Origin of the sequence: Enhygromyxa salina (assembly GCF_002994635.1) — a bacterium.
GTDB lineage: Bacteria > Myxococcota_A > Polyangia > Nannocystales > Nannocystaceae > Plesiocystis > Plesiocystis salina_B.
Map to the genome: position 1 here is coordinate 239,149 of NZ_PVNL01000057.1, position 22,290 is coordinate 261,438.

The following is a 22,290-nucleotide window of genomic DNA, read 5'->3' on the forward strand; positions in this document are numbered from 1 at the left end:
CCTCATGCCCGTAAAAGCGGTGATCGTCGGACGCCAGATCGACATCGAAGAAGTCCACCGCGTCGCCCGACGTGGCGCGGACGCGACCCTTCACGAGGCCGCCGAGTCCAACCTGCTGCGCACGCGTGCCCTGCTCGAACGCGCACTCGCCGACGGTGCGACTGTCTATGGGGTCAACACGGGGTTCGGCGCGCTGTCGGGGGTCAAGGTCCCCACGGCGCGGCTGCAGGACCTGCAACGCAACCTCCTGCGCAGCCACGCGGTTGGGGTCGGTGAGCCGCTGGGGGCCGACGTGGTCCGAGCGCTGCTGATGTTGCGGGCCCACACCCTGGCGCTGGGTGCTTCGGGCGTGCGCCCCCTGGTGCCTCAGCGCCTGCTCGAGCTGCTGCGAGCCGGCGTGGTCCCGGTCGTCCCGTGCCAGGGGAGCGTCGGCGCCAGCGGTGACCTCGCGCCGCTCGCCCACCTCGCGCTGCCGCTGATCGGCGAGGGCGAGGCCTGGCTCGACGGCCAGCGCATGTCGGGCGCCGACGCGCTGCGCGAGCGAGGGATCGACCCGCTCGATCTCGCCGCCAAAGAGGGACTCTCGCTCATCAACGGCACCCAGGTCACGACCGCGATCACGGCGCTGGCGCTGGCGGATGCCCGCGAGTTGGTCGAGGCCGCCGACATCATCGGGGCCTCGAGCCTCGACGCGCTGCTCGGCACCACCGCGTGCCTGGACGCCCGCATTCACGCAGGCAAGCCGCACCCCGGCCAGATCCACAGCGCCGAGCTGATCGCGAAGCTGCTCGCCGGCTCGCCGCTCAACCAGTCCCACGCCGACTGTGGCCGGGTTCAGGACGCCTACTCGATGCGCTGCATGCCGCAGGTGCACGGGTCGGTCCGCGCGGCGATCGACTACGCGGCCGCGGCCGTCAACATCGAGCTCAACAGCTTCACCGACAACCCGCTGGTGCTGCTGCGCGATCCCAACGATCACGCGGCTGGGTTCGACGTGCTCAGCGGCGGCAATTTCCACGCGTGCAGCGTGGCGCTGCCAGCCGACCACATGACCGCCGCGCTGACGACCCTCGCGACGATCAGCGAGCGGCGCACGGATCGGCTGTGCACGGCCGCCCACTCCCGCGGACTCCCGGCGTTCTTGACCAACGACCCCGGGGTCGAGAGCGGGTTCATGATGGCCCAGGTCACCGCCGCCGCGCTGGCCAGCGAGTGCAAGTCGATGTCGTTCCCGGCCAGCACCGACTCGATCCCGACCTCGGCCGGCAAGGAGGACCACGTCAGCATGGGGCCGATCGCCGCCCGCAAGCTCGCGGCTGTGGTTCGCAACCTCGCGCACGTCCTCGCAATCGAGGCCGCCGCCGCGGCGCGGGCCATGGATCTGCGCGACCACCCGAGCAGCCCGGCCCTGGTGCGGGTTCACGCGGTGATCCGCGAGCACGTGGCCCCGTTCACGGGTGATCGGAGCATGACCGCCGAGCTCGAGTCGCTCGCGCAGGCGATCCTCGACGGCGCGCTGCGTCAGGCGCTGTGACTACCTGCGCTTCCACAGCTGGACCCGACCGATCCGCACGCGACGGTCGCGACGGTAGTGGGCGCGCAAGAACTCGTGGAGCTGCTTGAACTCGCGGTGCGGGACGGTCGAGCCCAGGACCACGTAGGCCGGACGCGAGGCTTCTAGGTCGACAATCAGCTGGTCCGCGTACGCGGACTCGACGAAGCGCAGCGGCTTCGCGGGCCGCCGCCAGGTGTCGTCGTTGGGCTGGCTCAGGACCCCCAGGGACTTGTAGATGCGGCTGCCCGACAGCCGCCCGGTCAGCGGGTAGACGTCCCACAGGTGCCAGCCCCACATCCAGATCCGATCGTCGGGCTCGGTGTGGGCCAGGAGGTGCTTGGCGATCCGGCGACCGCCCAGGTCATGGGGCCGGGCGCGATCGAGGCGAACGTGCTCGAGCATCAGCAAGGCGCGAACGACGAGCACCAGGCCCAGCGACAGGGCCAGCGCGCGCGGGATCCAGTGGACCGTGCAGCGCCGCCCCAGCAGCCCGCAGGGGGCCGCCGCGAGCAGGCACAGCGGCGCGGCGACGGCCAGGAAGTAGCCCTTGTAGAACCGAAACCCGAGGCTGGCCGCGACCAGGGTCGCGAGCAGCCACGCGAACACGAAGCCGAGCTCGCGCAGGGTCTTTGCCTGCTCGGGGTCGAGCGACGCGCCGCCTCGCCAGGCCGCCACGCGATCGGCGAGCGCGCGCGCGCTCGAGAACGCGGCCAGGACCAGCGCCAAGCCCAGGAAGTGCGCGAGGGCCAGCGCGCCCTCCCACGCCGAGCTGCCCAGCCCAGCCTCGCGCGCGCCCAGGTACCGGAGCGCCCAGCGACTCAGGAAGTAGCCGTTGAACAGCGCGCCGAACTGACCGGCGGCCAGGTACTGCGCGACGATCGGCAGGTGCGCGAGGCCGAACCCGAGCAGCACCCAGCCGGGATCGATCATTCGCTCGCGCACGGCCCCCCACCCTGCTCCCCGCCCTGACCTGGACGCGGGCGTGGACGAGTCCGCGCCGCCGAAGGTGGCGATCAGCAGCAGCGGCACCAACACGACACCATTGGGCTGCTTGCACAGCGTTGCGAAGCCCGCAAACGCGCCCGCGAGCATCCACAGGGTCGGCCGCCAGCGGTCCGAGCGTGCGCGCAGGGCCTCGACGCCGAGCCAGAAGCACGCGATCTGAGGCAGGTTGGCCCAGGTCACGTAGTTGGCGTCCATCGAGTCGAGGTGGGCGTCGTGCAGGGCGTAGAGCCCGGCGCTCGTCAGCGCGCCGAGCTTGCCCCACAGCCGCCAGCCGAGCCCGGCCACGCACGCCAGCCCGAGCAGCGCCCACAGGTTCGCGGCGATCTGAAACCGGGCGATGTCTCGCGCCTCGGGGCCCGCGAACCACTTGGCCAGGTAGAAGCTGCCCGGGGCCTTGAACTCGAGGGTGTCGACGTAGGGCAGGCCCCCGTGCTCGAGCACCATCGCGTTGTAGAGGATCCCGGCGACATCGTGGGACGCGAACCCGCCCTGGGTGAACCCCGGCGCGCGCAGCCACGCCGAGGCCACCACGATCGCGACCAACCCGATGATCGTCAGCGCGGTCGCGACCTGACTAGAACGGGTGGCTGAAGGTGACATTGATATTGAATGGCGGCAGCAAGCGATCGACGTCGTCGATACCCTGCACCTCGGCGAGGTAGTCGGGCAAGGTCTCGCCCAGGCAGGTCGCGCCGCCCCGGCGGCCGAGCGGCACGGCGGCGTCGACCCGCAGCAGCTGCGGGGCCACGCCGAGCCACGTGAACCGGGCGGCCAGGCCGTAGCCAACCTGCCCGTACCAGCTGTCGGACCCGAACCAGCCGCCATAGTCGTCGCAGCCCGACATAGACGTGACCCCGCCGAACAGCGCGCCGCTGATGGTCCGCACGAAGATCAGGTTGAGCAGGGGGATCCGCAGATCATCGAGGATCACGTGGCGGTACTCGACCAGCGAGCGGGCGACCGCGCGACCGTAGAGCTCGTTGGAGGTGAAGCCCGTCAGGGCGCCGATCCCACCGCCGCGGTTGAGGCTGCGAAACTCGAGCCGCGAGGCCAGCGGCACCACCAGGCCGACCTCGACGAGGGTCGCAAGCACATGGTTGTGCGCGAGCGGCCACATCTGCGCCCAGCCTGCGTCGAAGTTGAGCGAGAAGCGGTGGTCGTCGCTGCCGTCGAGCCGAATGGTCTGAGATCCCGAGATCCCCCCGTAGACGATGTGCCCGCGCTCGGGCCAGCCGCCGTACTTATAGGTGCTGTGGCTGAGGCTCAGGCGCTCGACCAGGCGCATACCGCCGGCCTGGTCGAGCCCGCCGGTGTTGAGCCACGCGACCGAATTGGTGTTGCTCAGCCGCAGGCGTCGCTGCTGGCGGTTGCGCTTGGCCCCAAAGTAAAAATTGAAGCGGGTCCGGCCGCCGAGGTTGGCCTCGCCGTTGGTATACGCATAGAACTCCGCGGTCCGCCGCAGGTCTCGCCGCAAGCTGGCCTCGAACGCGATCGCAGCCGAGATCGCGTTGAAGCGGGCCTGGGTGGTGCTGGCGGTTGCGAGCTCCGAGGCCGCGACCGAGAACCCAAACCCCCGATACACAAACCGGGTCTTGGCCGGAATCCGGTTGTTGAACAGCGGATCGCTGCTGTCGCCTCGCGCGCTGCGGGTCGCGCCGCCGGGGATCCGCGAGACCTCGACCAAGCGCGCGCGTGGATCGAGACGGACCGACTCGAGCCGCCGCTCGGTGCTCAGCGTGAACACGTGCTGGGCCACGCTCGGTTGATCGAGCAAGTCGGCCCCGGGTGCAGCCTCGCCGTTCCACACGAGGTAGTGATCGTGACCGCCGCGCTCGCGCACGTAGACTTGGATCGGCTCGACCAGCGGACGATCGCTGTCGCGCGAGATCGTGATCTCGTGGTGCCAGCGGCCGTCGTCGGCCTTGCGCGAGCGGACGTCGGTGATCGCGTAGTCGACCTCGGGATAGGGCCCGAGCCACTGGTCGAAGAACCACCCGAGCTCGCGGCCCCAGGCCCGCTCGGCGACCACCCGCGGATCGCTGTCGGGGTTGTGGCCCAGCTCGGCGTAGAGCCCAGCCAGCTGCGGATCGTCGAGCAAGTCCGACAGCTTCTCGTGGATCCGCCGGCCGCTGGGCAGCTCGTTGGCGAAGAACAGCGGGTGATGGCGGACCGGCCACTGATCTTCGCTGCCGCGGAAGTACGCCGAAGAGAACGACGCCTGGCCCGAGTACAAGAAGCTGTCGATCGCGGGGACGAAGGTCCAGGCGGCGAGCAGATCGACGGCGTACTCGTCACGCAGATCTCGCGCGCGCTGCCACAGCTGCGCGAGCACGACCCCGAACGCGCCCGAGAGCCAGAGGTCGGTCGAGCTGTCGTGGCGGCCCGAGAAGTGGGCGTAGGCCAGCAGATCGCAGATCGAACGGGCGACCTGGATGTCGTGAAATTTGGCGAGCCGCTTGGTCGCAAACAGCTCGAGGTACTGATCGCTGACCATCACCGCGGTCGGGTGGAACATCGAGACGTCGCTGCGCAGCGGGCCCTGGACCACGGTCAGCTCGGCGTCGGGAGGCGGCTCGATGCTGACGACGGACGCGATGTCGATCGCCGCGCTGGCGATCGACAGCACGTGCCCCGCGACGTCGTGGATCGGGTGAAACAAATTCTCGTTCGGGTACTGATCGCCGGGTCGGACCGAGATGTGCAGCACCCGGACGCGCACGCCCCGATGCCAGGTCTCGGTGTGATGCCAGCGCGGGCCCCAGAACACCGACGGGTAGGCGATCACGGCGCGGGGATCGATCGCCTCGCGGGTGACGACGAGCTCCTGCCCGTCGAGCGCCTTGGCCTCGGCCGTGGTCGGCTCGCTGCCGGGCTCCCAGCTGGGGACCGCGCCGAACCGAGCGCGCTCGACCACCCACTCGACCGGGGTGACGACGCGCCCGCCAGACGGCAGCCACACGCCGCCGCGGGCCGGCTCGCTCGGCAGCGGCGCGATCGCTCCCGACAGGCTGCAGCGACGCCACACGCAGCCGAGCGGCCAGTAGCGATGCGGGACCTCGACGCGGTACTCGACGGTGACCTCGGTGACCCCGGCCGGCAGCTCGATCACGAGGTCGCGGCGGGCCCCGACCCGCGTGGGGGTGAGCTCGCGGCCGTCGGCGTGGACGCTCGCGATGATCGTGCGCGCGCGCTCGGACGGCCCCGCGACGTAGGTCGACAGCGCGATCTCATCGAGCTCGCGCGGCTCGTCGCGCAGCAGCTCGGCGTAGTCGAGCAGGACCAAATGCTGGTTCGCGTGGGCCGGCCCGGTGAGCTCGTAGCGGGCGCGGCCTTCGACCTCCGCGCGGCGGCGGGCGATCCGGTCACCCTCGCGCGGGCGATCTCCGCCCCGCCACACCGTCAGCTCGACGTGGACCCGCGCGACCGTGGCTTCCGATTTCTTGGGGTCCGCGGGCGCCGGAGTCTCGGTCTCAACGTCGGCGTCGGCGTCGGCGTCGGCGCCGGTCTCGGCCTCGGGAACGTCCGCGCTGTCGACCGCAGGATCCTCGACGTCGAGCGCCGGGTCGTCCGGGCGCGCTGCACTGTCTGGCGCAGCTCGGCCCGCGTCGTCGATCTCCGGACCTTCGCCGGGCGCCGCGACGGCTCGCGCCCCCGCCCCATCGAGCCACGCGACCAGCGGCGCGACGAGGGTGAACACCAACATCGCGACGGCGATCCCCACCACCGAGATCATTCGACGAGCGAACGGACGCTGGGGTGCGAGCGGATCGAGAGGAGCCACGATCAAACTCGGGCTTGGGCTGCGTCGCTGCGGTCGCACGTCGAAGTGTCGGCGCAGCTTAACGCGAGCGCTGGTCCACGTCGCCTCCGCCGTGTGCGCGAGCGCAGGAGTCGGATGTCGCGGTTCAATGACCGTGTCCGCAGATTCCTTCAAGGGAAATCAGCTCCGCGCCCAACTACCCAAAATCGGCTCCCAGTGGCCGGTCTGTGCTCTTCCACCGAACCACGGGCGTGCTCGCGGGAGCTGCTTGGCCGCGGGATCTGGCGGGGGTCTCCTGTGCACCTGGCCAGGCGCCGAGGACTTGGGCCCCCGGACACCCGCGGGTCCCAGCGCCGCCTCGCTCGCCGCCTCGTTCGCCCCTCGATCGCCGATCGATCAACTCCAGGAAGCGACACCGAGTTTGACACCTGCACGCTGACATACGACGCTATTTACATGCGCCGTCTGTCCATTCATCTGCTCGCGTCGGGCCTTGCTGCGAGCACCCTGTTGTTGCTCCCCGGTCTCGCGTTCGCGGGTCCACCTTCGCTGCCCGAAGGCAGCGACGTCGAAGAGGATGCCGGCGACGCCGGGCCAGGCGATGACGGCGACGAGATGCTCACCGCCGACGGTCAGCCCATGCCGACCGACACGGTGCCCGCAGGCCCAGGCGAAGACGTGACGGATGACGGCGCCGACGCTGAGCTCGGCGGCGCGTTCGATGCCGACGCCGACGCCGAGCTGGACACCTCACTCGACTCGTCGTTCGGCACCGACACCGCAGGCAGCAGCGACACCGCGGGCGCAGCGGACACGTCAATGGGCACGCTCGGGCTCGAGGGCGACTCGGGTCCGGGCATGGTCGCCGGTCGCCGTGAGCCGGTCATGAACTCGCTGCGCGGCCCGGTCGGTCTGTTCTACACCTCGCTGGCCGACGTCGGTGGCAAGTACACGTTTCGCTTCCAGCTCCACAGCGACTTCTTCGTCAAGAACAACTTCTTTTGTTGTGAGGGCACGTCCGAGGGTGACCGCCACGCCCGACTCCGCGGCGCCGTCAACCTCGGCTTCACCTTCACCGAGTGGACCGAGGTCTACTTCAACATCAACAGCTCGGCGAACCGCAACACCCGCAACCAGGGCGCCCGTCAAGATCCACCCTCCGTGTTCGCCCTGGGCGACATGAACTTCGGCGTCAAGGGTGCGTACCAGTTCCTCAACGGCGGCGTCGGCCTCGGCGGCCAGCTCGGGCTCGGGCTGATCTCGGGCAGCGAGCGGCTGCGGACCTCGCGAGTCAACTTCGACTTCGCGGTGATCCTTGGCGCCGATCTTCGCTACCTGACCCAAAAAGAGATCCCGGTCCGGATCACCGGCAACGTCGGCTGGACCCTCGACAACTCGCGCAAGCTGGTCGACTGGGCCTCGGTCGACGACCTGCTCTCGCGCGAGGTCCTGCGCTTCTCCTCGGGCGTCAACCACAGCCGCGTCACCACCAAGATCGCCGTCGACTTCCCGATCCGGCTGGGCAAGAACAAGCAGTACGGCCTCGATCCGGTCATCGAGTACAACTGGGACATCGCCACCTACCAGGAGCAGGCGTTCGTCGAGCTCACCGAGCAATTCGGCGGCTCGCCGCTCAAGCGCTCGCAGGCGTGGATGACCCTGGGCCTGCGCGCCAACGTCTATGACGGGCTGTTCCTCAGCGCCGCCGTCGACGTCGGCACGACCTCGCCCAGCTACGAATTCGGCCCGCCGGTCCCGCCCTACCAGGTCATCCTCGGGCTCGGCTGGAGCTTCGATCCCAAGCCGCGGATCAAGCAGGTCCCGGTCCCCATGGACAACGGCAGCTCGCAGCCGGTCCTCGAAGGCCGGATCCTCGGCCGCGTCGTCGACCTCGAGGGCAACCCGATCGCCGACGCCAAGGTCAGCTTCCCCGGGCTCGCCGCCAACGTGATCCTGACCGACACCGTCGGCATGTTCACCAGCTTCCGGTTCCCCGAAGGTCCGGTCTCGATCAGCGTCGAGCTGCCTGACGGCACCGTCGTCGAGCAGATGGCCGACGTCCGTGTCGGCGAGGACGCGCAGGTCGACATCGTCGCCGACGTCGCGGCCGGCACCGGCGAAGACCCGGTGTTCGACGGCACCTTCATGGGCAAGGACGGGCTCGGGATCCCGGTCACCGTCGCGCTCGACGGCATGGGCATCCAAGAGAGCTTCGAGTCCGACGCGACCGGCCGGATTGCGATCGCGCTCCCGCTCGGCGAGTACACGGCCACGATCACCGCCGCCGGCTACGAGCCCAAGACCGTCTCGTTCTCGCTCACCGAAGACGGCGCGATCGTCAGCGAGACCCTGTCGCCAGCTGGCGCAGGTGGTGGCGGTGGCAGCAACGCCGCCGTCATCGACACCCCGCTGATCTCGGGCAACAAGTACCGACTCCGGGTCAAGCGAGGCCCCCACTACAGCGGTGACGACGTCGACGTCGATCGCAGCGCCGAGTCGCTCGATCAGCTCGCCTCGTTCATCGGTCAGCACCCGGAGTACGGCAAGATCGAGGTCCGCGTGCACACCGACGACCGCGGCAACCCCAAGAAGCGCAGCCAAGCCCGCGCCGACGCGGTCGTCGCCTACCTGGTCGGCAAGGGCGTCGCCGCCAGCCGGCTCGAGGCCAAGGGCTGGGGCGACAAGGACCCGGTCGCCGTCAACATCACCTCCGACGGCCGCGCCAAGAACAACCGCACCGAGTTCAAGGTCCGCGACTACGACGAGTCGAAAGCCACGCCCTCCGGCGGCGGCAGTGACGACAGCGACGACTAGCTCTCATCGCGCGTCGTACCCGGGGGTCGGGCGTGACTGTTGAGCAGCGCGCACGCCCCCTGCCAACCTTCTGTGTCCTCATCGTTCTCGGCCGGCGGCGCCGCTCTCAGCATCGAGCGGCACTCGAGCCGCCGGCGCCTTCGTTTGCTGAGCTCGCAACTGTGCTGACCCACGACAGGGTTTGTCTCTCGGCCATATACGGGCAACAGCCCGGTCCCCGCCTGTCCGCCCGGTCCCCGCCTGTCCGCCCGGTCCCCGCCTGTCTGCATCGGAGCACATCCCCGATCAACGTGGAGCGCACACAAGGCCGCAGATGACCCCAACCCGGCGTATCTACGCACGTGGAGATTAGCGAAGCCACGCCCGGTCGGGCCAAGCCAATCTATCGAGGAAGCTGCGAACCGAGACTGAAGTGGACCTAGCCGGGTTGGGGTCATCTGCAGCCCGTGCGCGGTCCCCCGCCGGCACCCCAGTCACTGCGCACGACCTCGAAGCCCCCCACCCCCCAGATCGCCCAGATCCGGCGTCAAACTCAGTTCTTCCCGTAGGCGTCGAAGATCTCCGCCACCTCGGTCATCAATTTGGCCGGCACATCCTGCCCCTCGCGCGCCATCGTCCGCAGCGCGTTCTCGTAGTCCTGCAGTCCCGATCCAGGTACCCGCGGGATCCGATCGAGCGCGCCTTGGACCTGCTTGATCACCTTTGGCTGCATGATCCAGCCCTTGGCCGCGTGGAGTCGAAACACGCGATCCAGCCACACACCGCTCGAGGTCTTCTCCGCCAGCTGAACCAGACAGTTGACCGCCGATTGAGCCGTCGGGTGGTCGACGGGGACCTTGGCCGAGGCGAGCTGGTTGGTCAGCGCCAACGCATAGCGCTCGGCCTCTTTGAACTTGCCCATGCTCAGGCTCTTCTCGACCAGCGCGCCGATCAGCGAGGGAAACTTCGAGTCCTCGCCCGGGCCGATCGTGCGTCGCAGGGCGTCGGACGACTCGTCGTCGTCGAGCTCGGTCTCGACGAACGAGATGACCTCGTGGCCGATCCGGACCTTGTCACCGTGATGCAGGGTGATCTTGCCGTCGAGCTGCTCGCCGTTGACGAAGGTGCCGTTGCGACTCTTGAGGTCCTCGAGCACCGCCAGATCATCGCTGACGTGGAAGCGGGCGTGGTAGCGGCTGATCAGGTCATCGTCGAGAGTCAGCCAGCAGTCTGCGCTGCGGCCCACGTCAACCGTGCCCTCGGGTAGCTTGAGGGTACGTGCCCCGATCTTCAGACGGTACTGGGCCACCGCCACGACGATAACTCAAAAACTGGTGATCGTGGCGAGGGCACAGGCGCTCGCGCAGGGACCGACATGCGGGCTTTGCGGTGCGGGTCAGCGAACGCCGATGAACGCCTGGTCCGCGTCGATCAGGTCACCAAGGGTCACGCGCACGACCTGTCCGCGGATCGACGAGGTGGTCCCCGGCCCGCTGCCGTCGACGATGTAGGCGACGTTCGACTGAGGCCCGGGGACGATTCGGATCGGGTAGGTCACCGGCCGAGCTTCGAGGGTGAGCTGGTCGGCGAAGGCGCCGTAGCCGGTGCCGAGCCGCCACTCCACGCGGTAGCCCCGAGGGATCCGCGAGCGCCTGAACCTGGCCGCTTCGGCCGGCCAGATCGCGTCTTCCCAGGTCGCGGTTGCCAGGCTCGGGACGTCCGCGCTGAGGGTCTCGAGCGCGCTGAGATCCAGGACGATGCTGAACACCGGGTTGGAGAAGCGCAGCGCGCTGACCGGGAAGCCCTCGTAGACGAACTGGTGGAACGCAGTGGCCGCGCGCGGCGAGACGATCCGGCACGGGTTCGCGCTGCTGGGCTGGACGCTCTGATCGTCAGCGCAGGTCGGGATCGCCAGCCAGTCGAGGTCGTCGGGGCTGTCAGAGGGCGGCAGCGGCAGCCGACTGGTGAGCAACCGCGAGATGTCGGCGTTGACCGTCGGTCGGCACTCGAACACCCCGGGCTGGTCGTCGAGTTCGACCGCTTCGACGAGATCCGGGAGGAACCCGACCCCGGGCCCGGTGACCCGAAATGCATCTTGCAGGGCGACCTGGTAGCGAACGAATTCGCCGAAGCAGGCCGGCCCGGGCAGCGGACGTAGCGTGCACTCGTCGCCCTCGCACGGCCGCCGGCAGCGGGAGTCGACGCAGATCCCCTCGCTGCACTCGTCGTCTGCTGCGCAGCCGCCGTCGGGCTGCTGCGCGGTGCAGACAAACTGATCCTCGAACTCCGCGACCGGGGCCTGACCGCTCAACAGCAAGCTTGGCTCCGGGCAGCACTCGAGCTCGCTCGTCACCCCACACGCCGCCTCGCTGAAGCCTGCGAGGCAGGCACAGTCGCCGTTGGCCATCGACACGCTGTTGGCCGGGCAGGCGTCCTCGGGCGTGCGCGCGCGCAGGTACGAGATCCGCGGCTGGCCCATGGGCTCGATCCACAGCTCGTCTTGATAGGCGCGGGTGATCGTGTACTCGCGGTGGGCCTCGCCGCAGGGATCGGAGATGAACTCGCCGCAGGTCTCGCGCAGCTTGGCGAGGCTCTTGGTGTAGGCGTCGGCCGAGACGCAGATCCCCCTGCTGTTCGCGGCCGTGTCGCTCTCGAGCAAGCACCGTCGCCCGTCCCCGCAGTCGTCGTCGTCGGTGCAGCCGACGATCACCAGCTTGTCGCCAGCGAGGACGCCGTTGTCACAAAAGTCTGCGCTGCTATCGAGGATCCGGGCCTCGGGCGCGGCGCAGGTGCCGTCGCTCGAGCTCGCGCCCTCGCAGTCGACCCGCCCCGTCGAGGACGACGTGGCCGGGATCGTGCCCTCCCACTCGAGCGACCACACCTGGCTGCCGGAGTTGCCCCAGCTGCGGTAGTCGTGGACGACCACCCGCGGGACCGCCTTGTCGTAGAGGGGTTCGTCGCCAGCCCCGAGCCGATCGAGGTCACCGCCGACGTCGAGCCGCGTGAACCTGTCTTCGTCGTCGGCGTAGTAGGCGTCGATCCGACGCAGCGTGGGCGCGAGCTGGCGGGTGATCCCCGATCCATTCGCGATCGCTCGCCCCGGCTCATCGTCCTGGACGACTGGCAGCTGCGCGCTCGGATCTTGGGTGGGCTGCGGCCACAGCGAGTGAGCGAACAGCCGAACTTCCATGATCGACGCCGGATCGTTGACACCCAGATCAGCGGCCTCGGTCTCGCCGTTGGCCCGCTCCTGGTTGATCATCGCGTAGACCGCAAAGCCACCGGAGGTCACGCCGACCGCGACCGTGCCGGGCTCGGTCGAAGGCCCGCTGTTGGGGACCCCCGTGTAGGCCTTGCGGAACATCCAGTCGGTCACCTCTTCACCGCGACCGGGGCGGATCCCGGGCCCGCGAGAGAAGCCCCGACGCTCGGCCGGCTGGCCTTCGTTGGGGGACTGGGTGACCCCGACGCACGCGACCGCGGCCGCCTTGGGCACGATGCTGGGGTCGAGCTGGGTCTCGCACTCGATCCCGATGCTGTCTTCGGCGGCGGGCAGCTCACGGCCCACGACCCGCGTCGATCCGTCGCCGGCCACGATGTACAGGAACTGGCTGAACGGCGAGCCTTGAGCGTCGATGCTGGCGTTGACCGCCGGGCTCACGCGGATGCCCTTGATCCCGCCTGCGTCGCTGAGCGCGAGCTGGTTGGTGGTCGGCTGCCACTGGCCCGAGTCCCCGATCGGGATCTCGAACAAGATGTCGGAGCCCAGCCCGCCGACGAACAGGCGCTGACCTTCGATCGCAGCGTCGGCGTCGTCGTAGCCCGAGCCGTCGGGGGTGCCGCCGGGCTCCGGGTCTTCGCTCGGCAGCGGGACCTCGAGCGAGAGCTCGAGCGCCTGCACGAACGGGCCGTCGGCGTCGACCATGACCGAGCTCGGCAGCTCGCCCTCGAACTGCGCCGGACACTCGAGCGGACAGGTCGGGTTCACGCCCGTGTCGACCACCGTGACGCCGCCGAACCCATCGCTGGAGAACTGGCGGCTCTGCAGGATCTCCCCGTTTTGGAGGTTGATCTCGGCGACGAGGTTGCAGGTTGGAAAGCTGACGTAGGCGCTGGCGCGGACCAGCGGATCACACAGGCCCGTCAGCGTCTGCCCGGGGCCGAGCCCGGGCGCCTGCGTGAGGCTGTCGGGGACCGCGAGCACCTGCCCCGGTCGGGCCCCGAGCGGGCGCCGGGTCTGCTGCTCGGGGTCGTAGGTGGTCGGGATCAGGGTCGTGACCAGGCTGCTGGGCTCGTCGATCGGATCGGCGGAGCCCAGCGCGATCCCTGCGAGCGCTGGCGCGTCGAGCAGGGTCAGATCACAGCTGCCGACGTTGGCCGAGATCACCCGGCAGCCGTCGTCGCTGGCGTCGAGATCCGTGGGCAGGATCCCCGCCGGGATGAAGTTGTAGCCGGGGACCTCGACGTTCAGGTCGACCAAGCGGTTCGAGCACTTGGTGAACATCGCAATCTCGTTGCGCTCGGAGTTGGCGACGAAGCCGACGAGGTGGGGGTTGTCGGACGTGCAGCTGCCGGTCTCCTGTTGGCACACGTTCAGCGGCAGCGGCTGGGCCACGCAGTTCTCGTCGTTGACGTCGCACTCGACCACCGCGCAGACCAGCGTGACGTCGGTCGGGCGATCGAGCACGCGGTTGGGCAGGTCGGGCGGATCGTCGGCCTGGCAGCCGAGGCCGAAGATCGCCACCGCGGCGACCACCGCCGACACAGATGCCCAGGATCCTCGTGCGAAACGGCGCCGGCTCATTGTACGTAGGGCTCCTGCAGGCCGATCCGCGCGACCTGGGTGAAACGCGCCGGATCCGACGCGTCCATGCTGATCACGCTGATCGTCGCGTCGAGGCTGTTGGCCACATACACGACCTCCCGCGCGAGGTCGACGGTCATGGCGTCCGGGCCGATCCCCGCGCGCGACAACCCGACGACCGTCAGGCTGGCGAGATCGACGATGAACACCTCGCCGCTGCGAAAGCAGGTCACGAGCCCGTACTCGACGGTGCCGTCGTCGTAGATCACGAAGCTGGTCGGCTGCGCGCAGATCTCCACGAGGCCAGCCGGGACATCGAGGGGCTCGCCGTCGACGCCGAGCGAGGTGTCGACGCGGAGCAGCGCGCCGGGGTTGCTCTCGACCACATACAGCTCGTCGCCGCTGCGCGAGAACGCCATGTCCGCCAAGATCGGTCGGGCGACGGCCGGGACCAGCACTTGCGGCAGCCCGCCGACGTCGAAGTCAGAGACGGGCTCGAGCTGCGGCTCACACACGATCCCGCCGTCCACGCCGAGGTTGTCGGGCCCCACGCAGGTCTGGTCGGACCCGCACAGCGGCTTGTGGGTGAGCGCCCGGACCACCCGAACCTCCGCGTCCCAGCGCATGCCCGCGTAGACGAGCGGGCCGGGATCTTGAACGTCGCACTCGTCGCTGCCGCCGACCACGGTCCCAGGTCGCTCGGCCAGACCGAACCCGCCTTGAAACCCGAACGACACGTTTGGGATCGCGAGCAGGTTGGGCTGGTGGACGATCGCGGGGCGTCCGTCACCGCCGACGACCAGCCCGTTCAAAGCCAGCAGCGTGAGGTCGGCGTCGCCCTGGTGGGACACGTAGGCCAGCGGCTGCTCCGCCTGCGGGCTGACCAGGACGCGAAACGGCTCACGAGCGAGCCGAGCCGCGTCGGGATCGTTGCGCAGGAACCTCAGGCGGTGATCGTCATCGCAGCGCCGGCTGCCGCGCTCGTCGCTGGCCTGGCCGCACTCGATCTCGAGGTCGTAGCCGGTCGTGCTGCCCGACAGCTCCGCGTAGGTGATGCTTGGATCCCCGCGCACGGGGATCAGCAACATCGACTCGTCACCGCCGGGGTTGCCCATGTCCCAGGCCACCGCCGGGCCCGGGAAGTTGCCAAACTGGATGGTCGCGCGATCGAGGATGAACGGCTCCTCGAGGCACTCGATCACCTGAGGCAGGTTGGCCACCCGCCGACACGGGACAAACTTGCCCGGCCGGTACGCCGGGTCGTCGGCGTCGTCGTACTGCTGCGAGCCGCCGGCCTCGTCGTAGGCCGCCTGGATGTCGGCCGCCTGCGAGAGGATCTCCGTCGAGCTGACGGCGTCCCAGAACAGATCGAGGTTGACCGCCACCAGCGAGCCAGCGTTGTAGCGGCGATCGCTGTTGGCGTTGGTCACCAGTAGCCACGAGGCAGGCGTCCGGCACTGACCGACGCTGGTACAGATGTCGCCCTCGCTGCTGCAGGCGCCGCTGTCATCACACGGCTCGGTCGGCTCCGACGACACCCGCGGGTCCAGCAGCAGCCCCGACGGAAACGCGAGCGCCCCCGAAGGCGGCTCGAACCCCGGGTTGGCCTGGCCGCAGCTGGTCGCCAGCGCCGTCACGCATATCAACGCGGCGACCGACGAGGTGGCCACCGTCCTCCGCAGGCCAGCTGGTGCGCGCCGCATGAAGCGGGAACGTATCAAGAACGCGGGTGAATTCCAGCCTGTAAGGGCGCTCATTCGGATCCGTCGTGGGTGTTGGGCTCGGGTCGCGCGGCGATCTGTGCAAAAAAGGCCAGCGAGCGCAGCGGCGCACGCAGGTGCGGCTGGATCAGCTCACGGCACAGGTCACGCAGGCCCCGCCGGATCTCTCGATCGGCCTGGGCGTAGGCGCCGTCGCGGGCCTGAGGATCGGCGTGGAGCAGCGTCGACGCCAAGTCCAGGACCGGCGCCGGCAACCGTCGCGCTCCGCTCGCGTGGGTCGGACACGCGACGCCCCCCCGCACCAGCGAGAACGCGACGCCGTCGTCGGTCGCGTCGGCGGGGGCTCCACACACGCTGCAGTGATCGAGCGCGGGCAGCAGGCCCAGGCTGTCGAGCAGCCCGAGCTCGTAGCGGCGCAGCAACGCGGGCTTGTGGGCCTGGGTCGGGGTGTGGTCCTGCCCTGCCCAGGTCATCGCGTCTTCGATCGCTTCGCACAGGCGCCCGAAGGTGGTCGGATCGGCGGCGCTCCCCCCGACCAGCTGATCGCTCAGCTCGCACAGGTACCCGACGTACGCGAAGGCCTCGAGATCGCGGCCGAGCCCGCTGTGGTCGAAGCTCGGCGTGAAGCTCACCAACACGGCCAGCGATCCGCGCCCGCGATCGAGCCCGATCTCACCGCGCGCGCCGATCGGCAGCCCGCCCGGGAACCGCCGACGGCTGCGCCGAGCCCCGCGCGCGATGCAGTCGATCTTCCCGCGCCCGGGCGTCAACACCACCACGATCAGATCCGACTCGCGCAGCGCTCGGGTCCGCAGCACCACCGCGGGGGTGAGGATCTCGCTCATGATCCAGGCTCCCAGATCAGTTCAGATCGGCACGTTGAGCAGCACCGTCGCCAGCCAAAAGTAGAACATCAAGCCCAGGATATCGACGGCGGTGGTCACGAACGGCCCGGTCGAGACCGCGGGATCGATCTTGAGCCGGTTCATGAGCAGCGGGATCGAGGTTCCGACCGTGGCGGCGATCGTCATCGAGCCCATCATGCCCGCCATCAGCACGATCCCGAGCCGCACCGGATCCACGTTCGAGGTCCCGACGAACGGCGCGAGCAGGGCGATCAGCAGCCCATACATGGCCCCGAGCGACAGCCCCAGGCCCATCTCACGAAACACCAGACGCCCGAGCGCGCCGCTCTCCACGTAGCCGACCGCCAGCCCGCGCACGACGATCGTCGAGCTCTGGGTGCCGACGTTGCCGCCCATGCCCGCGACCACCGGCATGAACAGCGCGAGCACGGGCACGGCCTCGAGCGCGCCCTCGAACCCCGACAGCGCGACCGCGACCAGGACCCCGCCGATCGCCGCCGCCAACAGCCAGGGCATGCGGGCGCGAAAGCTCGACCAGAACGACCGGGTCTCGAACAGCTCTTCGCCGGCGCCGGCCATCTTGAGGATGTCCTCGGTCGCCTCTTCGCGGATCACGTCGACGATGTCGTCGATCGTCACCACCCCGACCAGGCGGCGCTGATCGTCGACGACCGGGACCGCGACCAGGTCGTAGCGCATCGCTACATCGGCGACGTCCTCTTGATCAGCCTCGCGGTCGACGTAGACCAGCTCGGGCTCCATGATCTCGCGGATCGAGTCGTCGCGCCGCCCGGTCAGCAGCTTGCGCAGCGAGACCACGCCGACCAGGCGCTCGTCCTCGTCGATCACGTACACATAAAAGGCCTGATCTGGCGGATCCTCGACCTCTTGGACGACGCGGGTCGCCTCGGCCACGGTCGCGCTGTCGTAGACCCGGATGTAGTCCAGCGACATGATGCCGCCAGCGCTGTTCTCGTCGTAGCCGAGCAGCTGCTCGACCTCGTCGGCGTCCTCGGGGTCGAGGCGGGTCAGGATCTGCCGCAGCCGGCTCTCTTCGACTCGGCCCAAGATGTCGGCGACGTCGTCCGAGTCGAGGTCGTCGAGCAGGATCGCGACCTCTTCGGGTGCGAGCCGGCGCACGATCTCGGCGGCCGTCTCCTCGCGCAGCTCGGCGAACACGGCCGCGCGACGCTCGACCGACAGCATCTGCAGGACCCGGTCTTGATCTTCGGGGGTCGCGTTGTCGAGCTGGGCCGCGATCTGAACTTCGTCCAGACGCTGCAGGATCCGGGCGACCCGGCGAGTCTCCTTGCGTCGCAGCGGACGCATGAGATCGATCTGCTTGCGACGAGCCATGGCCAGGTCCTGGGAGCGCCATGGTACTGGGTTCGCGCCCAGCCCACGAACCCGCGACTAGCCCCTGCCCTCGGTGAACCAGTCCACGAATGCCGTCCGCAAGCGGGCGAGGAGCCTCGCCCGAGCTGACTAGCCCGCTGCCCTGAGTGACCCAGTCCACGAATGCCGTCCGCAAGCGAGCGAGGAGCCTCGCCCGAGCTGACTAGCCCGCTGCCCTGAGTGGACCAGTCCACGAATGCCGTCCACAAGCGGGCGAGGAGCCTCGCCCGAGCTGAAAACACTCAGGACTTGATGATGATCGACTCGGCTTGGCCGCTCGCCAGCGTGAACGCGATGAACACGACGAGCGCGACGAGCAAGGCCACGACCAGCCACATCAGGATCCGCGCGCTCGGGAGCTTGCCGATCCACTGAGCCAGCCACGCGTCGACGACGCTCGCTCGGCGCGGCGCCGACCGCCGAGGCCGCGCGGCCGCGAGCTTGTTGTCGACCGCACCGCCGCTGTTGCTCTCGCGTCGACGCGCCCGCAGCTTGGCCCGCTCACGCTCATAGAGCAGACCGAGCACCGTGTCCGGGTCGAGCTCGAGCGACCGCGCACAGCAGCGCAAGAACCCCTTCGTGAACACCATGCCCGGCAGCTCTTCGTAGCGATCGGCTTCGAGCAGCTCGAGCTGGACCCGTGGGATCTTGGTCAGGGCGGCGAGCTGCTCGAGGCTCATGCCCCGTCGCTTGCGCTGCGCCTGCAGGTATGGCCCCGGGCTCTGGTGCCCCTCGGCGCCCGGCTCGGCTCGCGCCGCGGGGTCCTTGGGGTACTCGAGCTCCCTGCGTCGCTTTTGGCCCTTGGCTCGCCCCCGCCCGCCGGGCTGGCCCTCGGCGTTCGCTACCGTCTCGGGAACCACGACCCGGAGGCGACCTGTGTCAGCTGGCATCCGCGCGAGTGTGCAGTCCACCCCGACGACCCGGCAAGCACTCTGGCGCCAGGCGCGCCGTGAGTCCGCGGCGGCGCGTCTGAGCGAGCCTCCGACCGATCAGGTTCACCCGGAGGGCGGTCGCGCATCGGCCGCTGCCAGCGACATGAACTGCCGGCACGCATTTGCGAGGCAGCTGCGCGGGGCCAACTCGAGACAGTCAGCGAACGCGTCGCTGGCGCCCTGCCCGTGGCCCAGGCGCATCCGAGCGATCCCGGCGACCCGGTGGGCGTCCTGAATCGGACAGCGCTCGTCATCGATCACCCGCTGGGCCTCCTCGAGGGCCTGCTCGGTCATGTCGAAGTCCAGGTAGACCTGCGCGAGCCGGTAGCGACCCACGCAGTAGTCGGGGTTCATCAGCACCGACTGGCGCAGCTCGGTCATCGCCTGGACCAGGTCGCCCTGCTCGTAGAACGCCCAACCGAGGTTGGCCAGCGCCGAGTACTTCTCCGTGTAGAACTGAGTTCCAAGCGCGAGCTCGAGCTCCGAGCGGGCTCGCTCGTGATCGTGGAAGTACAGCGAGATCACGGCCATCGAGTTGAAGGCCCGTCCAAGGCTCGGATCATTCTCGCCGTACGACGCGGCCGCCTTGGTGAACGACTCGTGCGCCGCCCGATGCAGCTCGTCGGCTCGCAGCCGCTGCTCGTCCGCCGCCTGGTCGGTCAGGCACATCTCCGACTCGATGAACTCGATGATCATGCGGCCCTCGTGGAGCTTGATCAGGCCCATCAAGTAGTGCGCGTTGCCGTGATCGGGGATCGCCTCGAGCGCGAACTCCAGCTGCTTCTTGGCGTCGTCGAACGAGCCGGTCTGGGCCGAGCCCAGCGCGATCTCATAATGGTTGTCGGCCGAGTCGCGCAGCTGCTCGGGGCTGCGCTTGTCATCGTGAGCGCACCCCAGGGTCACGGCGGCCCACAATGCCAGACCCAGGACGCCCAGGGCCCGGTGTCGGACGCGCGGGGTCGGCTCTGGGTGGGGGATGCCGGCCAAGACGTGGGGTCGCAATTGCATCGTCGCCGACGCTAGCAGCGAGCCCCCGCGGCCCCAAAGAAACCGACAAATGCGGGGTGGACCTGGTGGAACTACCCCCCTACCCTGCCCGGCGCATGCGCGTTCACGTGCTCCATCACGGCCGCTGCTTCGACGGTGCCGCCTCTGCGGCGCTGTTCGGGGCGTTCATGCGGGCGCGCCATGGCTCGCAGATCGAGCTGGTCCACCTGCCCAAGCATCACCGCCGCGGGGACCCGTTCCAAGACACCGACTTCGCGGGGGCCGACGAGGCCGCCGTCGTCGACTTCCGCTACACCCAGCACCCGCAGCTGACCTGGTACTTCGACCACCATCGCTCGGCGTTCCAGCTGCCGGGCGACCGCGCCCACTTCGAGGCGCACCCCCAGCACGGGCTCCAGCGCTTTCATGATCCGGCCGCGCCCAGCTGCACCGGGTACCTCGCCAAGATCGCCGGCGAGCAGTTTGGGTTCGACAGCTCGGGGTGCGCCGAGCTGATCCGGTGGGCCGAGATCATCGACTCGGCCGGTTTTCCCAGCCCCGAGGCCGCGGTGCTCTACCAGGACCCGGCCATGCACCTCGCGGCGTGGATCCAGACCGCCGACGATCCCCAGGCGATCGCGACCTTCATCGAGGAGCTCATCGTCACCCCGCTCGCGACCTTGGCCCAGGCCGAGTGGGTCCGCGAGATCGTCGAGCCGCGGCTGATCGCCCACCGCCAGGACATCGAGCTGATCCGCCGGATCGGCCGGACCGAGGCCGGCGTGTTCTCCTATGATCTGCTCGACGAGGATCCCCGGATCCTCAGCCACTTCATCCCCTACTACCTGGCTCCGGGCGCGCACTACAGCCTGGGGGTCTACGCCCACCCCGACGGGGATCTGCGCCTGTCCGTCGGCTTCAACCCTTGGTTCGAGCGCGGGCTCCGGACCCACGACCTGGCCCAGCTGTGCGAGCGGCACGGGGGCGGCGGGCATCCGTTCGTCGCGGGGGCCTCGTTTGATCTGGACCAGGTCGACCAGCTGCGGGCCGCGCAGGCGGACATCCTGGCGACCCTCCGGGATCCTGCGATCTCGTGATGTCGGGCTCGGATCACCTCGTCCAGCTGCGCGCCCGCGTGGACCAGCATTTTGAGCAGGCCGTGGCGCGCAGCCCCGACAGCTTCGCGTGTCGGGCGGGGTGTGACCGGTGCTGCGGTCAGCGGTTCAGCGTGTTCGAGGTCGAGGCGGCGCCGATCCGCGCCGCGCTCGCGCAGCTTGCCAGCGCGGATCCGCCGCTGCGAGAGCGGATCCGTGAGCAAGGTCGAGATCTCGAGTCGAGCAGCTGCGCGCTGCTCGTCGATGGGCGGTGCAGCGTGTACGAGCAGCGCCCGATGATCTGTCGCTCGCACGGGCTGCCGGTCGCCGTTGCCGACCCTGAGCGGGTCGATGGGCCGCTGCGCGTGGATCACTGCCCGCTCAACTTCGTCGAGTCGAGCCCGCCGCGGGCCAGCGTGTTGATCCTCGACGCCGTGAACCGGCCGCTCGCGGTGATCGCCGAGCTGAGCGCCCCCGGTCAGCCACGCGTCGCGCTGGCGGACCTGGCTGGGTCGTAGGGCGCGTCGTTTTCAGCTCGGGCCAGGCTGTTTTGACCGAAAGGATCCTCGTCCGAGTGCAATGAACACTTGGGACGCTTGGAAACCAGGAGGTCAGGATGCGAGGAGCGAGCTGGAAAATTTGGATCGCCGCGATGGTGCTCGGGGTGCTGCACGTCGCGCTGGCTGGGTGAGCGGGCGTGATCGCCGTGGCCTGTGGATCCTGTGAGAATGACGCCCAGTGCCCGCTGTCGGGGCGATCGGGGGAATTTTTGCTCAATTTCGATCTGGGTCTTGACCGGGCCCTCGCTTGCAACTAAATACCGCTTCCCGCGGCACTCGCCGCGTCCACTGCGGGGTGGAGCAGCCAGGTAGCTCGCCGGGCTCATAACCCGGAGGCCACAGGTTCAAATCCTGTCCCCGCTACTCACTGAAGGGCTCGCAGATAACCTCTGCGGGCCCTTTTCCTAATTCATGCTCCGGGCGGTGGCGCGGGTTCCGTAGAAGGTCTCGAGCGCCGCGATGCCCCGGGTGCATGTAAACGCAGCGTCGTGGTGAGCGACGGTCGTCACCGAACAGACGAGTCTCCGTAGCGTCACTACGTCGGTGACCCGGGATAGCGGGCGTCGATTAGCACTTCGGCGTGCGGAACGACTCGACCAGCTTTCACATCCGCGAGCCCGCGCTCGATCATCGCCACGACATCAGCGTCATACGCGCTGTCACTCACGGGCTTCCTCGAACTCCACCGGGATGCTCTCGCCACGCCGGATCGCCGCGAGCCGCCGCTGCGCTTCCGCGAGCCAGGCTGCTTCGATCTCCTCCGGCGGAGAGCCGTCACCGATGCTGTCGGCGAGAATCGCAGCGAGCGTCACTCGCTC

The 22,290-nt window shown here is 69.2% G+C and carries 14 protein-coding genes and 1 tRNA gene; 5 read left to right on the top strand and 10 right to left on the bottom strand.

The genetic code is table 11. The features are described from left to right. Positions 1-4: 4 nt before the first annotated feature. On the top strand, positions 5-1,534 hold the full coding sequence (hutH, locus tag ENSA7_RS15580; RefSeq protein WP_106090067.1) for a histidine ammonia-lyase: 1,530 nt from the start codon (positions 5-7) through the stop codon (positions 1,532-1,534). Here hutH and ENSA7_RS15585 read toward each other — a convergent pair whose 3' ends face one another. Together ENSA7_RS15585 and ENSA7_RS15590 are read right to left on the bottom strand one after the other, a co-directional pair. After that, positions 1,535-3,160 (bottom strand): glycosyltransferase family protein, encoded by a 1,626-nt coding sequence (locus tag ENSA7_RS15585; protein WP_146157733.1) that lies wholly within the window; start codon positions 3,158-3,160, stop codon positions 1,535-1,537. It lies immediately after the preceding gene. Beyond that, complete coding sequence (locus ENSA7_RS15590; protein WP_106090069.1) at positions 3,135-6,293, bottom strand: BamA/TamA family outer membrane protein; 3,159 nt, start codon at positions 6,291-6,293, stop codon at positions 3,135-3,137. The genes ENSA7_RS15585 and ENSA7_RS15590 overlap by 26 nt, the downstream gene beginning before the upstream one ends. Before the next feature lie 483 nt (positions 6,294-6,776). On the opposite strand from ENSA7_RS15590, the gene ENSA7_RS15595 reads away from it, so the two are divergent. Beyond that, the gene (locus tag ENSA7_RS15595) at positions 6,777-9,134 is read left to right on the top strand and encodes an OmpA family protein (RefSeq protein ID WP_181233769.1); all 2,358 of its coding nucleotides are present in this window, start codon (positions 6,777-6,779) and stop codon (positions 9,132-9,134) included. A 532-nt stretch (positions 9,135-9,666) separates the two neighbouring features. Here ENSA7_RS15595 and ENSA7_RS15600 read toward each other — a convergent pair. From ENSA7_RS15600 to ENSA7_RS15630, 7 genes are all read right to left on the bottom strand, one after another. Continuing rightward, positions 9,667-10,422 carry an FHA domain-containing protein gene (locus ENSA7_RS15600; protein ID WP_181233770.1) on the bottom strand — a complete coding sequence of 252 codons (756 nt, stop codon included), beginning with the start codon at positions 10,420-10,422 and terminating at the stop codon, positions 9,667-9,669. A gap of 87 nt (positions 10,423-10,509) precedes the next feature. Beyond that, on the bottom strand, positions 10,510-13,878 hold the full coding sequence (locus tag ENSA7_RS15605; protein ID WP_106090072.1) for a hypothetical protein: 3,369 nt from the start codon (positions 13,876-13,878) through the stop codon (positions 10,510-10,512). A gap of 35 nt (positions 13,879-13,913) precedes the next feature. Further along, a complete protein-coding gene (locus ENSA7_RS15610) occupies positions 13,914-15,587 on the bottom strand; it encodes a YncE family protein (RefSeq protein WP_106090073.1) in 1,674 nt (557 codons plus the stop codon). Positions 15,588-15,670: 83 nt separating this feature from the next. Then, complete coding sequence (gene recO, locus ENSA7_RS15615; protein ID WP_106090074.1) at positions 15,671-16,483, bottom strand: DNA repair protein RecO; 813 nt, start codon at positions 16,481-16,483, stop codon at positions 15,671-15,673. A 21-nt stretch (positions 16,484-16,504) separates the two neighbouring features. After that, on the bottom strand, positions 16,505-17,860 hold the full coding sequence (gene mgtE, locus ENSA7_RS15620) for a magnesium transporter (protein ID WP_106090075.1): 1,356 nt from the start codon (positions 17,858-17,860) through the stop codon (positions 16,505-16,507). A gap of 281 nt (positions 17,861-18,141) precedes the next feature. Beyond that, a complete protein-coding gene (locus tag ENSA7_RS15625; RefSeq protein WP_106090076.1) occupies positions 18,142-18,789 on the bottom strand; it encodes a helix-turn-helix domain-containing protein in 648 nt (215 codons plus the stop codon). Positions 18,790-18,894: 105 nt separating this feature from the next. Next, positions 18,895-19,839 carry a tetratricopeptide repeat protein gene (locus ENSA7_RS15630; protein WP_106090077.1) on the bottom strand — a complete coding sequence of 315 codons (945 nt, stop codon included), beginning with the start codon at positions 19,837-19,839 and terminating at the stop codon, positions 18,895-18,897. A gap of 95 nt (positions 19,840-19,934) precedes the next feature. On the opposite strand from ENSA7_RS15630, the gene ENSA7_RS15635 reads away from it, so the two are divergent. The 3 genes from ENSA7_RS15635 (at position 19,935) to ENSA7_RS15645 (ending at position 21,835) form a co-directional block, all read left to right on the top strand. Next, positions 19,935-20,915 carry a DHH family phosphoesterase gene (locus ENSA7_RS15635; protein ID WP_106090078.1) on the top strand — a complete coding sequence of 327 codons (981 nt, stop codon included), beginning with the start codon at positions 19,935-19,937 and terminating at the stop codon, positions 20,913-20,915. Next, positions 20,915-21,430 (top strand): YkgJ family cysteine cluster protein, encoded by a 516-nt coding sequence (locus tag ENSA7_RS15640; RefSeq protein WP_106090079.1) that lies wholly within the window; start codon positions 20,915-20,917, stop codon positions 21,428-21,430. Before ENSA7_RS15635 ends, ENSA7_RS15640 begins: the two co-directional genes overlap by 1 nt. Positions 21,431-21,761: 331 nt before the next feature. Next, positions 21,762-21,835, top strand: a tRNA-Met gene (locus ENSA7_RS15645). Positions 21,836-22,131: 296 nt separating this feature from the next. On the opposite strand, the gene ENSA7_RS15650 is transcribed toward ENSA7_RS15645, so the two are convergent. Then, positions 22,132-22,284: an addiction module protein gene (locus tag ENSA7_RS15650; RefSeq protein WP_106090080.1), complete on the bottom strand. Its 153-nt coding sequence runs from the start codon at positions 22,282-22,284 to the stop codon at positions 22,132-22,134. Between the last annotated feature and the right edge of the window lie 6 nt (positions 22,285-22,290).